This is a genomic window from Ruegeria sp. D4 (assembly GCF_056534475.1).
In genome coordinates, this window is the sequence record NZ_JBQFPJ010000006.1 from 16,346 (window position 1) to 30,841 (window position 14,496).

Below are 14,496 nucleotides of genomic sequence, written 5' to 3' on the forward strand. Positions count from 1 at the left end.
TTCGCCACGAGCGCTATATCCAATTCAACCCGAACTCGTGGATTGTGGGACTTTTGTCTGTGGTCGTATTGAGAACAGACACGCATTTGGCGACATCTCTAAATGAAACGATGACCTCTGCTGAACCCATACCTCAATCTCCGGATCGCACCCTTGTCGGCGTTGCGCTGATGCTGGGGTTTTGCCTAACCGCTCCTTTGCTGGACGTGTCTGCGAAACTCGCGTCGACCAGTGTGCCGGTTGGGCAGATTACGGCTGCTCGGTTTGTGGTGCAGTGCGCGCTAATGGCGCCTTTCATCTGGATAATGGGGCTGTCGTTGCGCGTGGCGAAAGGTCAGGTGATGGTGCTGGTTTTCCGCTCATTGCTGCTGGTGTTCGCAACATTTTGCTTCATTGCCGCAATCCGGGTGATGCCCCTTGCCGATGCGCTGGCAATCGTGTTCGTTGCCCCTTTCATCGTCTTGTTGGTCGGCAAGTTCTATCTTGGTGAAGACGTCGGCCCGCGTCGCGTAGGCGCGGCGCTTGTGGGGTTTGTCGGGGTGTTGTTCGTCATACAGCCCAGTTTCGCAGCTTTCGGCGCGGTTGCCATTATTCCGCTTGGCACGGCAGTTGCCTTCGCTTTCTACATTCTTTTGACCCGGGGGTTGTCGCGTCGGGTGCACCCTGTGACCCTGCAATTCCACACCGGCCTGATCGCCAGCCTGTTTTGCATTCCAGCTCTAATTGTTGCGCAAGGTTCCGGCTCTGATTTGTTTGATCCCGTTTGGCCGACAGACATCGCGTTGTTGTGGCTTTTGGGCGCTGGCTTTTTCGCGACGGTGAGCCACATGATGATGACCTATGCGCTGTCTTTTGCGCCTTCTGTCACGCTGGCGCCGCTGCAGTATTTTGAGCTGCCTGTGGCGACCTTGTTCGGCTATCTTGTCTTCAACGACTTCCCGAACGCGCTTAGTCTGCTTGGCATTGCGATCATCATCGGTGCGGGGCTGTATATGATACATCGCGAAAGGGTCGCGGCCAGACAGTTGGTCACCGTGCGAGCCGTACCTCCAATCTAAGGCTACACGCCCGGTCCTTAGCGGACACCGGAAGTGTTCGACCTATGACAAACCATTTCCGCTCAAGTCGGACATTCACCGCGCATGGAGAACAGGGCAGCTGATTTCGTGCCTGCCATTTCTCCTTAGCCAAAAAAAATGGCAGGTCCAGTGTAAGAACCAGTTTGAAACCGAAACTCAGAGACCGGTAGACGGTTCAAAGCTGTGCAGCTCGAAAGTTCTCTTTCCGTCGGCACTGAACTTATGCACCGTGTCCCCGACACGTAGAACTGTCATACAGCGATAGCGCCCCTTGTCGGCTGCCATGGAAACGCAAACCTTATCTGTATCGGTGATGGCAAATGCGCCGGCACCGTTCCATCCACCGTTCGTAAGTTCTCCGCTCACGATATTGTTGGGGTCATAGAAAAAGCGAAATCTCTTCTCTCCAGAGGTGGCTGTGACAGTATTTCCGATCAGAAGCTCTGCGATCTGATCGGCATTGAGGCGCTCGGCACCGTTATCCAACGCCGCCTCAAGATCCGTTTCAGCCAATGCAGTGCTCCCCGCCAGAGCGACCGCAGCCGCGATGCAAAGTTTTTTCAGTTGGGCCATATCCAATCTCCTTATTTTTTTGAGTAATGCTACGGAACGCTAACCCCCGGAAACGTTACGCCGGGCGAACGCGCCGGGCTTGATCGGAATCTGATTTTTTCTGACATTCATCTGACAATCCGCAAACTTCGTTGAGCCAAGGACATGGCGGAGTGTAAGTTTCAGTATGTACCGTTTTTTGGAGTTCCAACTTGATGCGACACAGGGATTGAACCGCTGTGGCGAAGCGGTTGCTCTGGAACCTCAGGCCCTGCAATTGCTGGAATTTCTCGTCAGGAACCGAGATAGAATTGTCAGCAAGCAAGAGATTATTGATGAGATTTGGGCCGGCGCCGCGATCACCGATGCGGCGCTGAACACGCGCATTCGGTCCGTGCGCAAGGCCTTGGGCGACACTGCGGCAAGCTCAGACTACATCAAAACCTTTCCAAAGCGCGGGTTCCAATTTGTGGCCCCGGTTGCATCGGATGAACCGCCTGAGCGCATTACCCAGGTGCCCAAACGCGGCGTTCTTATTGCGGGTGTTCTGTTGGCTTTGGCAATCGCCATGCTGTCGCTCTCAATATTTGCCGACTGGCAGCGATTGCCGGACACCGGAAAACCCTCTTTGGCCGTTGTGCAGTTTGACAATATCGGGGACGAAAGAACTGGTCAGTATTTCGTCGATGGTCTCACCGACGACCTGATCGCGCATCTGTCGCGCAATCGGGAACTGTTCGTTGTGTCCAGCGCAACGATGTTCTCTTACGCGAAGGATCAGGTAACCCCGATAGAAATCGCGCGCGACCTTGGGGTTGGCTATGTTGTCCGCGGCAGCGTCCGAAGGGCCGACGGTCAGATGCGCATCAGCGGAGAACTTATTGATGTCGACAGCGCCGAAACCATCTGGGCCGAGGTTTTTGATCGTCAGGTAACGGATGTCTTTAATATTCAAGACGAGATCAGCCGGGCCATCGCCGGCCAGTTGTTGCCTGAGATATATCAGTCCGGCGAAGCACGGTCGCAGGAAAAACCGACCGAAGACATGGGTGCTTGGGATCTGTATTTGCGCGGCCGGGCGCGGCAGGCCGTGTTTTCGCAAGAGGCCCAGCACGACGCGGTGACGTTTGCACAGTCCGCCATCGCAGCCGATCCGGAATTCGCGGCAGCGCACAGCCTGTTGGCCCGCGCGCTGGGAACGATATTCTTCTTTCAGTGGTCAGATACTCCTCAGGACACGTTGATTGCCGCAGCTGAAGCGGCCAAGCGAGCAATTGAACTGGACGATCAGGACGCGCAGGCGCATGCGGCCCTTGGTTATATCTACCGCTTTACCGGAGAGGCCGATCCAGCCATCGCAAATCTCGAACGCGCTGTCGCGCTCAACCCCAATGATGCACGTATACGGCTGGAATTGGCACATACTTATGACTGGTTCCGCATGCAAAACCTTGCCCTGCCTGAGATAGAGATGGCGATCCGGTTAAGCCCGCGAGACCCGATGTTGCAAAACATGTACTTTTACCAGGGTCATATACTGTTTCACCTGGAACGCTACGAAGAAGCGCTGGACGCAGCCCGGCAGTTGGGCGCGGTGGCAACAAGCAATACTTGGCGACTGTTTCACCACCTGTTGAGCGCGGCCACTCTTGCCGAGATGGGCAGACAAGACGATGCCCAAGAGGCTGTTAAAGATGCACTTGAGATCAACCCGAAACTGTCAATTTCCGCGATGCGCAGGCAATTCGCAGGATCAAAAAACCATCCCGAAAACCGGCGGATCTGGCTGGCAAGCCTGCAAAAGGCGGGAGTGCCCGAGTAAGGCTGAGTTATTTGTGATCAATCTTATCCGCACCATCTCCATACCGATAGCTACGTACGTTAACCCCCGCTCTCCACATCCAAAGGGGCATACTGTCCTTCCGGCATTCCTACAGTTCGATAAGCTTCAACAAAAGGAAGAATGAGCTCATCGGGTCGCGCAAAGCGCCGATACACCCATACAATGTCTGCAATTTTAATGCCTGGCCGGATTTTGTAGAGCCGGTCTCTCGCCGCAACAGCGGCACTGTGCGGACCAAGCTCGGCCAAAATCGCGACCTCGATGGAAACCGACCACCACAGGTCAGACTGCGCCCCTTTGCGGTAAATTTCCAATGCCGTTTCGTAATTTCCATTCAAGAAATGATACTCAGCAAGCGCTTGATACCAGTTTGGGTCGGCTGCGTTGGGATCAAGTGCAATGGCGTTTTCAACAAGTGCGGCACCCAAATCCAAACGCCCTGACCAAATGAATTCATAGCCGATCTGCCCCTGCAGATACCGGTCCGTCCCCAGTGAAAGCGCGGTCTCGGCTGATGAGAAAAACCCGTCGAGATTGCGTTGAAGCTGCAGGGCAAGCGCCAACAGAAAATGACTGCGCGCAGAATAGGGATTGAGTGAAACTGCCTTACGAGCGGCGTCCTCGGCCCGGGCAATTTTTTCTTCCTGCGTTCCTTCGTACAAGCCGGTGAAAAACTTGACGTCAGTCTGAAGCGCCTCGGACAACTGCGCCCAACCGCGCCAGTAATTGGGCTCCTCTTCCACGACCCGCTCGATACAGGCGCGAACGCGCTTTTGCATGTCACGCCGGTTCATGAACCCGACACGCAAAAGCGAACATTCGTAAGACGACAGGTTTTCCGGAGGCTTCGCGCGCGCGTGTCCTGCGTGAATCCGCTTGATGGCCCCGCCTGCATCACCCACGGCAGAGGCGACCTTTTCCGTAATGTGCAACTGAACGTCGAGAATATTGGAGGTTGTGAGGCTTTCGTCATACGCATCCGACCAGACCTGAAGGCCTGTTGAAGTATCAATCAGCCGCGCGGTCACACGCAGGCGATCTGCAACCTGCCGAACCGAACCTTCCAGCACATAGTCCGCTCCGAATTTCTGCCGGATACTGCGCGGGTCACTTTCGTCCGATCCAACGGAATGGGTGGATTGGCGGGACAGCACATTGAGGTCCTGGTAACTCCCCAACTCAACGATGATGTCTTCGCCAATGCCAACAGCCAATAAATCGCGGGCGTCCGTATTGCTAAGGTTTTGAAACGGCAGAACCGCAACGGTCGGACCTGTTGGCTCTGTTAACAGAGCGGCTTCATCAAAGGTCATTGCCTCGGGCGGCTCGTGATCAAAGCCGATCCACCATGTTAACAAGCCTACAGCCCCCAGACCAACCAGCACCAATGCACCGGTCATCAATGGAAGCTTGTTTGATCGCCGTATGGATGCGGGCGATCTAACAGGCATAACGCGGAAAACCCGAACCGGTTCAGCGATGTTCTTTAGTGTTTTCGGGCCGAGATCCTCAAATTCGGCATCTACCTTGCCCATTGCCTGCTGTGCGACACTCTCAGAAACCGCGACGCCGCCTGGATCAGCCAGACCTTCAATGCGGGAGGCAACATTCACCCCGTCACCATAGAGGTCCCCATCAGCGATCATGACATCACCGAGGTTAATCCCGATCCGAAGTTGCAACTGCGACCCGTTGGCGAGGGTCGGAGCAGCCTCAGCCATTGTCCGCTGGATCTCGACACCACAGTTTACGGCATCGACAACCGAAGCAAATTCGACAAGAGCACCATCCCCCATCAGCTTGACGAGGCGCCCGTGATGTCTTGCAATTGCGGGATCAAAAATCTCTGAACGCAGAGTTTTCAGGGCGGACAATACCCCTGCCTCGTCGCTGCCCATCAACGACGAATACCCAACGACATCGGCAGCCATGATCGCGGCGAGTCGGCGCTGCATAGGACCCTCCTGTTCACAGTCTAACGGATGTCACGAAGTCCCGACAATGCGTGCCCTTCTGATAGTCCAACCAATTTGGCTGTCATGGCACAAACTGGATGTCCGCTTCCCCGCGACGAATCCTACTCTTTGCAGGTGCCGCGAAAGTCCGCTTCCCGCCCAAATTGATGAATGCTGCGTAGCGAACCAGTGTCCGGTTTGGGCTCAAAGCAGTCTTTCGCTGCGTAGCGTATCAATGACCGCAGTGCGGACGGAGCTGCCTGATGCGTCCGCAGCGAAAAACACCTTGATTGCTCGACCGATTCACTGTGTTGTCCGCGGCGGCGCGGCATGATTTCCAAAAACCGGACATTCGAATCGTGCAAAAGGTCCAAAACCAATCCGGCCATTCACTGCACGGCCGTCGGATGTTTCACATGCGGCCGTAATCGCCGATTGCTGAAATGCCGCTCGGGTAGATTTCCTTGGAAACCGAACCCCGACTGACCGTCAAGTGACGGTTGATTTGGCGGAGCCGGCCTGATTAACTCACCGAGTTCGACCAAAGTGAATTGTTGGGATCTGATTTGATGATGAACCGCAGAATGATGCTGGGAACTTCCCTGGCTGCGTCGGCACTGCTAATCGCCGGATGCGCCGCTACGCGTCAAAGTATCGTGCCCGGCAGTTTTGCTTGGTTTGATCTGATCACCAGCGACCCTGATGCGGCGAAGTCCTTTTATGGCGGCATGTTCGGCTGGCAATTCGGATCCCCGGCCAGTGACGGGTATATTCCTGTCAGCGGAGGTGGAGAGGCGCTGGGCGGTGTGATCGCTTCTGCCGATGCGGGCTCTGATGTCGAGTTTCCGTCGCAATGGGTCCCCGTGCTGACCGTCGTCGATACCATCGCCGCAACGAAGATTGCCCTGGGCAGGGGTGGCAAGCAGGTCAGGTCTCCCTTCGCCACATCTGCCGGGACGTTCTCGACCATTCGCGACTCAAGCGGGGCGTTGCTGGTGCTGTATGACGGGCCGGGCGGGTTCCCGCTGAACGGTTCACTGCGGGAGAACACATGGTACTGGGCCGATCTTCTGACTGACAACCCCAGCCGGGCCCGGTCTTTCTATCACGCGCTCGCCGGATGGGAGACCGCGCAGAAGAATGGTCAAACCGTCTTTTCCAGCGGTGGCGCCGTCCGTGGCGGGTTGGTGCGGATATCCCGACGCAAAGCGGAACCGACATGGCTGCCCTACGTTGGTGTCTCGGATATCGGTCGGGCCATTGCCCGGTCTCAGGAACTGGGCGGAGGCCCGCTGACCGTCGCCGAAGATGCAGCCGTGCTGCTCGATCCCACCGGCGCGGCGGTTGGGGTGTCGCTGATCGGAGGTGCGGCATGATGGTGCCCATACTGCGCCTGACCTTGCCCGTGTCTCTTGTCGCTGCGACCTTCGCACTGACCGCCTGCGAGCCTAACACTGGCCAGCCCAACGTGCGGACCGGCGTTTCCGTCCATGTCGGCTATGGTCGTGGCCCCTGGTGGCGCTGGGGTGGTTACTATCCGCGCCCGCCGGGCGTTCTGCCGCCCGATGTCTTACCACCTGAGCCCGGCTTGCCGATCGAACCCAGCCCGCCAATTGCGGTTCCGCTCCCGGAACCCGATTTTGGCGGCGGCGATTTCGGAGGGTTTGACGGCGGCTTTGATGCTGGCGGTTTTGATCTCTGACCCGGCAATCCAGCTGAGCAATCAAGGTGATTTGGCTGCATCAGCGACCGGCAGAAACGTCCGCGTTGCAGACACGACCCCTTCAGTCTTCGCTGCGGACCAAACGAACGTCCGGTTCTAATGCTGCCTGCGGCTGGCCAAGAGTCACTGCGGGATGCCGCAGTTGCGAACTTGACAGAAGCAGGGTGTCTCCCTTGGGCTCAATGCGGACATTCAGTTAATAACGCCCAAGGTCTGCAATGCGGACGAAGCGGACCTTGATGGTCACATACTGAACGTCGGCATCTGGCATTGTTGCGTGTGATCTTCCTACAGTGCAATTTGAAACTGGCGGTCCGTTTCGAGCAAACTCACAATGCCGGACAATACTTTTATTCTATCTTCTTCTTTCCGACAAGAATTGCATGTTCCCGCTCTATAACCTTTTCCCAATCGCCTCGCGCTTTCAGACCGGTCGAGGAGTCACCCATCAGCGAAGTAACCATCAATCTTCCACGCGCTTTCGCCTCTTCTTTCGAAAACCCGGCCTGTTCAAACATCCAGGCGGCGAACTGGAATCGTTTGCCGATGGTTCTTTGATACGCCTCTCTTACTTTCTCATCGGTATTCGCCCACACTGAGACAGCGTGATCTGGCAAAGCGGCGTCCTCTTCAATGACCTTTTTCATAAGAAGAAGAATGCGGTCTTCCGGGGTGCCGCCAAATGTCTTTGCCTTTGTGATCACGTTGTCAGTCAGTTCCTGTTCCCAATATCTGAGAACCTCATCCAAAAGCTTACTGACGTTTTTGAAATGCCAGTAAAAGCTGCCGCTTGTCAGGTTCAGTCGCTTTGCCATTGGCACGACCTTTATCGCAGAAACGCCGCCCTCATTGAGTACTTTGTAGGCCAGCAATATCCAGTCTTCCTTGGTCGCGGCGTTTTTTGGTGAGTTTCGAGCGATAGATTCTGACATTCAGATTACAGCATTCTTTGTTTGACATAGAGCAGTCTATGGACTTACCGTAGAGATGTCTATGGTGAACGAGGGGTTCACGAATTCGTGTTCTCTTGAGAGGCTTCGCTTTGAAGGGGGGGATCAATGAATAACTTAGTGAAAACCGCAGCCGGCACATTGATGGCCTTAGGTATGACACTGGCTGGCACAGCCACGGCGCAAAACGCCTTGCCGACAGGTCGAAGTGCCAGTGCAATCGAAAACGGTGTTTATCCCGCGTCTTACTTTCCTAACACTGAAATCCTCGGAGAGGATGAGATGCGTATCACGGCATTGGGTACAGGGATGCCAAACCAAACCAAGTCCGCAGTTTCTATTTCGTTTTATGTGGAACTTGGGAATGGGGACGTCTTTCTGTTTGACGTAGGAACTGGCGCAACGGGAAACCTGTTTTCGCTGCGACCGGACTTTGCAAAGGTCGACAAGGTCTTCTTCAGCCATTTGCATGTTGATCACGTTGGAGACTTCATGGGCCTCCACGTTGGGGGTTGGCTTTCGGGTAGATATACCCCGCTCCGCATCTTCGGCCCGTCCGGATCGGAAGATGAACTGGGCACCAAAGCCTATGTTGAAGGCATGTCCAAAGCCTATGCCTGGGACTTGGCCACGCGAACGGGCGCGCTGCCAGACGATGGAGCAAAGCTTGATGTCACCGAATTCGACTACATGCAGGAAAACGAGATCGTCTATCAGGAGAACGATGTCACGATCCGGTCCTGGCCTGCGATCCACAGCCTTGATGGTTCCGTGAGCTACTCTCTGGAATGGAATGGGCTGAAATACGTCTTTGGTGGCGATACTTACCCGAACAAGTGGTATGTCGAATATGCCAAAGGGGCGGACCTCGCTTCTCACGAGGCGTTTCTACCACCGGATGCGCTAGCCCCTTATTTTGGCTGGGACATGAAACAAGCGACTTATGTAGCTACGCGCGTTCATACGGAACCTGCGGCTTTCGGCAAAGTTATGTCCGCTGTCGAGCCACGCATGGCCCTAGGGTATCACTCTGTTCTTTCGCCCGAAAACTATCAGGCAATCCTGGAAGGTGTCCGTTCGACATACGATGGACCGCTCACGCTGGCGCGAGATCTACAGGTGATCAACGTAACTAAGGATCAGATCGTTGTTCGAGAAGCGAGTGTTGATGACTATGCGTTGCCACCAGCTGTAAGCGACGAGTACATCAATGCCCCGCGTTCAAAAGAAAAAGAACCGTCGGACAAAGTCAAAGCGGGAAAATGGGAGGGTTACACGCCACCGCCAATGCCGGATAATTAACGTTCAGGAGTGAACAAAATTCCGATTTGGCAGTATCTGTACCGACTATTCCTGATGCTGAGCCTGATGGCCTCAGGTGCACAGGCCGTATCGGCAGATGTCGTTCTGACTAACGGCTCAGAAGTCGCCCCAAATATCGCTGTCCTTCATGTCAAAGATGATGGGGTCTACGTCGACCTTGAGATCTATGTCGAAGATATTCCGTTGTTTGCGGATATGCTGCCAATCGGTTTGTCATCCGATTTCGTCGAGGGTAAGCCGGAGGTTGAACAAGAGTCCGATCAAGGTTCTGCCCAAGCCGAAAGTCGGGCGCTGTCTATTGTTGAAAGGGACGGACAGGCCCTACAAACTGAAATCAGAAAGTTAGAATACCGAACGCGCATAGACCGGGCCTCACCGCTTGCGGGTCAGCGCGATCCATTCTCGGGTCAAATTGTTCCTAGCCCGCCAACAGATCTGCGTGTTTTGTTCGTCGAGGTGTTCTTTCCGTTTCAAAACTCAGTTCCCAAGGAGCTGACTATAGTGCCTCCATCGCGGGATGGCGAACCACTGGTGACTATCGGGATGCAGGTTTTTGACCGAGAGGTTCCGGTCACGGATTTTCGCTTCTTGTCAAAGCCAGCAGAGTTAAAGATTCACTGGCCTGATCCGTGGGATAGCCGTTTTTCTGCTGAAAGCCTGAATCGAAAAGCGCAGGACGGAACTTCCAGCTTTCTTTACATCGAACCTCGTGAAGTTCGGCATGAGACGCTGATCCGCTTGCGAGAACTCGCGCCTTGGATTGGTGAAACTTTCACAGTGGGACAAACACTTTCACCACAGCGTAGCGCCTTGATTGTAAACCAGGCGGCGTCCTTCCTGGCTTCACGTAACCCTGTGACCATTGATGGCAAATCAGTGCAACCGTCAAACGCAACAGCAAAGCTCCTGGAACTAACATCGCAGGGTTTTCAGGTTGTCGAGCCTGGAAAGGAAGTGTCCGTGAACAATGCGTTTATCGGCGCCATCCTGTCTTTCTCATCGGCAGAACTTCCCGATCATGTGACAGTTACATGGGATATGTTTGACGAGGAAATTTCCCGCGTCGCAACGATTTCAAACGATATCGCGGGGCCGTTCTTTGGAGCTGTTACACCAGCGGACCCTCAGTTTCACTGGCAGAACCACCTACTCCAATACCAAAGAGCATCTGTTACTCAGATTCCAGTTGAACAGCAGAAACGGCAGAAACCGACCGTGGCTTTGATCGCCGGGATTATCAGTGCCGTCTCACTCTGTTTTCTCCTGCTAACCAAAGGCAAAGTCGCAAAGCGTGCCGGTTGCGTGACTATGATTGCCGCAACATCGGCAACGTTTGTATTTTCGGGATATTTGCCGGAATTACCCTGGAATAAGCCCGAGCCCCCTGAGCCGCAGGTTGCGGAGGATATACTGCGCTCGATGGTCGAAAACTTGAACACAGTGACCCTGGAAATATCGCCGGCAGCAAGAAAGGCAGAGCTGACACACATTGTAACGGAAGCGTCTCTGAGTGATATCGCAACAGAGGTTGAACGTGGTCTCGTGATCCGAACGCCAGGAGGCAGTCTTGCTACAGTTACCGAAATTAGAGACCTGAATTTAGAGCGCGTTGACCCGACCCTCAAGCCGGGTGGATTTAGCACTCTGGCCAAATGGACAGTGAAAGCCCAAGGCGGTCATTGGGGGCATGCCCACATGCGCGCCGTTACGTTTCGGGTGCTGACCGAGGTTGTACCTGAATCCGGGCAATGGAAGCTGGATGGATTAACTGTGATCGAGGCTCGCGATCCAAATGCATAAGTGTTTAAGACCAAAGGTTTTTGCTTTCGGCGCTCTGTTTGTCGGTGTGTTTTTGTCACTGACGCTGTCAGCCTCGGCGCATTTTTTACTTAACCTCAACGTTCGAATTTCGCATGTCGAGCATTTCGAAGACGGTCTGCGTATCTACATCCGCACGCCCATGCCTTATCTGGTTGCAGACAAGGTCGGTGATCAGGATGGTGATGCCTTACCGAAAGCTGCACCATTCACGACTAATGCCATGAGCGACGGTCAGTTGGTCCACTTTGTCGACTTGCGAGCTGTCGTGAGCGATCCCAATGGTTTGGGGCAATTCGCTGAAGGTGGGTTGCATCTGTTGGTCGACAAACAGCGCCTAAGAGGAACAGTTAAGTCCGTTCGCTTGCATCGCGTTGGAAATGAGCCCGGATTTGCAACTTTGGCCGAGGCTCAACTGGCAGTAGACACCGAAACGGCCTTAGCGCCACCGCTTTATGTAGGTGACACGATTGTTGATCTTGTCCTGTATTATGACACTATCGGCCCGGTGCAATCGTACAGCATTGCTAGCGTGCTAGACCCCGGCTTGCCGGATCAGGACCAAACGGCCAACCTTATTCTCGACTACGCGTCAGACACACCTCAGATTTTCCGATCTCGGGGTCTGATGACTGAACCATTGGTGATTCAGAAGAAGGGGTATGGAGGATTCCTCAGCTTCGTCTGGGAAGGCATACGACATATCCTCGAAGGGTTGGATCATGTTTTGTTTGTTGTGTGTTTGGTCATTGGAGCGCAGACCCTCAGGGCGCTATTGCTGCGTGCAACCGGTTTTACCGTTGGGCATAGCGTAACGCTGTCGCTGGGGTTTTTCGGGTTTATACCATCGGGCGCGTGGTTTGTTCCTGCCGTAGAAACCGGGATCGCGCTATCTATCATTTTTGCTGCCGTCGCAGCGTTTATGAGTTTTAAGGACAGCGCGCGCTCTGAGGTCACGATGGTGCTTCTGACAACGCTGATTGGCCTCTTGCACGGGCTTGGGTTTAGCTTTGTGTTGCACAAGATTTTGCAGGTTGCATCCCCAAACATCTGGCAGAGCTTGCTTGCATTCAATCTTGGCGTCGAGCTTGGCCAGGTCGCCATTATTCTTGCGCTCTGGCCTGCCTTGATAATGTGTCGACGCGTGAACTCCAGTTTGTGGATGTCCCTACGAGTGGGCTTAGCCGGTGGATGCGCGGCTATCGCCTTCTTCTGGACCTTTCAGCGAGTTGCCGAGGTTTACTCCACGCTGGCTTAAGGTCATTGCGATGGCGCGTGCCGTGATGGCCGCCTGGGAGAAAAGCGCACATTCGGCTGTTCCGTAGCATAAGACAGATTGGGCTTATACCGGTCAGTCAGTGAATTCTGCTCAAAGTCTACTTTGCAGTCAAAGCAGCCGATAGATTCACATAGCACATTGCAGACTAGTCTCCGCTAAGATTTAGGCGACCTGCATTAAGCCAAGCCGTCACATAACTCGCATTTATTTGACGTGCGATCTGTCTGCAAATTGTCGAAACGGCTCCCAACATTTGTTGGGAGCCCCAATTTTTGAAAATGGATGGAGTTGGAAAGTCAGGCGTGACCACCACCGATCAAGCCGATACCCGAAGTCAGACCGAACCAAGCTTTAACCCGTAGACCGACCGCCTTGATGATACCCATGGCCTGAATCCCGTGGGCGACAAGTGTTCCTTCCATTTCGCCTTCAAAATTGGTGGTGTAGGATTGTACAATGCAACCGCTACCTGGAACCAAAAGTTCGCGGTGCTCTGGGTGCACCAGATCGAGATGCACAACGATCTGACCCCGTTTCGCCTTTTCACTGGGCTCAATCAGGCGACCGCTAGGCGCTAGCTGACCGGAAGAAATCTGCTCCTGAATACGTACGATCCTTGCAGGAAGAACGGTATTGCGCATCGAGATGTTGAAGTTGCTTTCGCACGCCACCTCTGCGGCCATTCCCTCGTACAGTTCGGTGCGAGAAACCTGCGAGAAACCAGCAACGATGCGTCCTTTCTCTGCATCTTTCCGATCCGGTACAATCAGCATTGCGGGGCTCATCGCTGCTTGCGCTGCGCGCGAACCGACATTCAGGGTGACTTGTTCAACAACGCCGTCGACAGTGCTGTGTGTCAAAGTCTTGGACAGCTCGACCTGGGCCTGCTTCAGCGACGCGCGTGCTGATGCAAGCTGGGCCGGAAAAACGGCAGTCGCCTGCACCTGAGCCACACCAAGTTGCGTTTCCGCAGCCTCAACCTCTGCTTCCCGAGTGCTCAAGGTAGCTTGGGCGCGTTCCAACTGGCTCACTTGAAATGCTGCAGAGCCCTTTGCTTGAAGTGCCTCGTGATCCATCAGCACCAGCTCAGCCTGTTCTCTGGCGGTAACTGCGGCATCCACCACGGCCTGAGCAGTTTGGACCTGCAATTCAGCTGCCAGTTTCGCGCTTTCTATCTCCTCAACTTTACTGGTTGCAAAATCTACTGCTGCTTGTTCCGACGCATTCTCGACTGCAAACAGCGGATCGCCCGGTTCTACACGATCACCGCCCTTTACGTAGATATCTGTTACTGTTCCACCGTTCTCGGCAACGACCGGAACAGTTCTGAATGGCACAAGACCAGTGTAAGATTTGGGGTAGTAGTAGAAAACTGCGAAGAACACGATCAGTGCCAGGACGAACCACATGAAAAGCGCTCGGTGAACGTTGTACAGAGTGACCGGTAGCCCGCGCCACTTCAGATAGATCACGCGCAGTACAAACGGAAAGGATGTGACGAGCAGTTCGATCATTTCACCAACTCCTCATTCGACGGGCGCCACCACAACATAAAGTCGCGGGCGATTGCGGTCAGGATTAGGGCGCCCGGCAGTAGATTGCTGAAGTGGCTGAGGGCCGGCATCAGCTCATACGCCAAAGCTACTGTAAGCATCGTCGGAATAGTTGTACGCAGCGGAGTGCCGATTGATTTGTGTTCGGTGTAACGTTCAAAGCGCGCATAGAGGTGAACGACCAGCAGGATCGCAAGGGCGAGAACGACCAAGCCGACCCATGCATAGGTGTCGGTTTGATTGGGCGCGACCCACCATCTGGGATCGCCACCAGCGGCAAAGGCCGGAGTTGAAATGACGCCAACTAAGGGCGCCATCAGGAACGCGGGTGGTTTCATGTTTCAGGTCCTTTTGTTGCGCAGCCAAGCTGCGCGTGTAGGTTTCAAGTGTCTTGAGAACGTCAATTCTCGGTTGGTTGTTG

At 54.5% G+C, this 14,496-nt stretch carries 12 protein-coding genes; 7 read left to right on the plus strand and 5 right to left on the minus strand.

The window, feature by feature from the left end:
* Window positions 1-110: 110 nt before the first annotated feature.
* Complete coding sequence (locus ACR0MI_RS10470) at window positions 111-1,058, plus strand: DMT family transporter (RefSeq protein ID WP_480441988.1); 948 nt, start codon at window positions 111-113, stop codon at window positions 1,056-1,058.
* A 177-nt stretch (window positions 1,059-1,235) separates the two neighbouring features.
* Here the strand turns inward: ACR0MI_RS10470 and ACR0MI_RS10475 are convergent, their stop codons facing one another.
* Entirely contained in the window at window positions 1,236-1,652 is a 417-nt protein-coding gene (locus ACR0MI_RS10475) for a hypothetical protein (RefSeq protein ID WP_170609804.1), read from the minus strand.
* 166 nt (window positions 1,653-1,818) lie between these two features.
* Between ACR0MI_RS10475 and ACR0MI_RS10480 the strand changes: the two genes are divergently transcribed.
* Window positions 1,819-3,453, plus strand: a complete 1,635-nt coding sequence (locus tag ACR0MI_RS10480) for a winged helix-turn-helix domain-containing protein (RefSeq protein WP_170817401.1) — start codon at window positions 1,819-1,821, stop codon at window positions 3,451-3,453.
* Window positions 3,454-3,512: 59 nt separating this feature from the next.
* On the opposite strand, the gene ACR0MI_RS10485 is transcribed toward ACR0MI_RS10480, so the two are convergent.
* Window positions 3,513-5,429 (minus strand): adenylate/guanylate cyclase domain-containing protein, encoded by a 1,917-nt coding sequence (locus tag ACR0MI_RS10485; RefSeq protein WP_170817402.1) that lies wholly within the window; start codon window positions 5,427-5,429, stop codon window positions 3,513-3,515.
* A 569-nt stretch (window positions 5,430-5,998) separates the two neighbouring features.
* On the opposite strand from ACR0MI_RS10485, the gene ACR0MI_RS10490 reads away from it, so the two are divergent.
* Window positions 5,999-6,805: a VOC family protein gene (locus ACR0MI_RS10490; RefSeq protein ID WP_170486695.1), complete on the plus strand. Its 807-nt coding sequence runs from the start codon at window positions 5,999-6,001 to the stop codon at window positions 6,803-6,805.
* Complete coding sequence (locus tag ACR0MI_RS10495) at window positions 6,802-7,131, plus strand: hypothetical protein (RefSeq protein ID WP_170486693.1); 330 nt, start codon at window positions 6,802-6,804, stop codon at window positions 7,129-7,131. The genes ACR0MI_RS10490 and ACR0MI_RS10495 overlap by 4 nt, the downstream gene beginning before the upstream one ends.
* Before the next feature lie 371 nt (window positions 7,132-7,502).
* On the opposite strand, the gene ACR0MI_RS10500 is transcribed toward ACR0MI_RS10495, so the two are convergent.
* On the minus strand, window positions 7,503-8,084 hold the full coding sequence (locus tag ACR0MI_RS10500) for a TetR/AcrR family transcriptional regulator (RefSeq protein WP_480854316.1): 582 nt from the start codon (window positions 8,082-8,084) through the stop codon (window positions 7,503-7,505).
* Window positions 8,085-8,210: 126 nt separating this feature from the next.
* Here ACR0MI_RS10500 and gntH point away from each other — a divergent pair, with 126 nt between their 5' ends.
* The 3 genes from gntH to ACR0MI_RS10515 are packed head-to-tail and all read left to right on the plus strand — an operon-like array spanning window position 8,211 to window position 12,501.
* Complete coding sequence (gntH, locus tag ACR0MI_RS10505; protein WP_170613857.1) at window positions 8,211-9,404, plus strand: guanitoxin biosynthesis MBL fold metallo-hydrolase GntH; 1,194 nt, start codon at window positions 8,211-8,213, stop codon at window positions 9,402-9,404.
* A gap of 54 nt (window positions 9,405-9,458) precedes the next feature.
* Entirely contained in the window at window positions 9,459-11,225 is a 1,767-nt protein-coding gene (locus tag ACR0MI_RS10510) for a hypothetical protein (protein WP_170817404.1), read from the plus strand.
* A 52-nt stretch (window positions 11,226-11,277) separates the two neighbouring features.
* Window positions 11,278-12,501, plus strand: coding sequence for a HupE/UreJ family protein (locus ACR0MI_RS10515; RefSeq protein ID WP_170613855.1), 1,224 nt, complete (start codon window positions 11,278-11,280; stop codon window positions 12,499-12,501).
* A gap of 317 nt (window positions 12,502-12,818) precedes the next feature.
* On the opposite strand, the gene ACR0MI_RS10520 is transcribed toward ACR0MI_RS10515, so the two are convergent.
* Both ACR0MI_RS10520 and ACR0MI_RS10525 read right to left on the minus strand, forming a co-directional pair.
* A complete protein-coding gene (locus ACR0MI_RS10520) occupies window positions 12,819-14,036 on the minus strand; it encodes an HlyD family secretion protein (RefSeq protein WP_170613854.1) in 1,218 nt (405 codons plus the stop codon).
* Window positions 14,033-14,413 (minus strand): hypothetical protein, encoded by a 381-nt coding sequence (locus tag ACR0MI_RS10525; protein ID WP_170613811.1) that lies wholly within the window; start codon window positions 14,411-14,413, stop codon window positions 14,033-14,035. Before ACR0MI_RS10525 ends, ACR0MI_RS10520 begins: the two co-directional genes overlap by 4 nt.
* Window positions 14,414-14,496 lie beyond the last annotated feature (83 nt).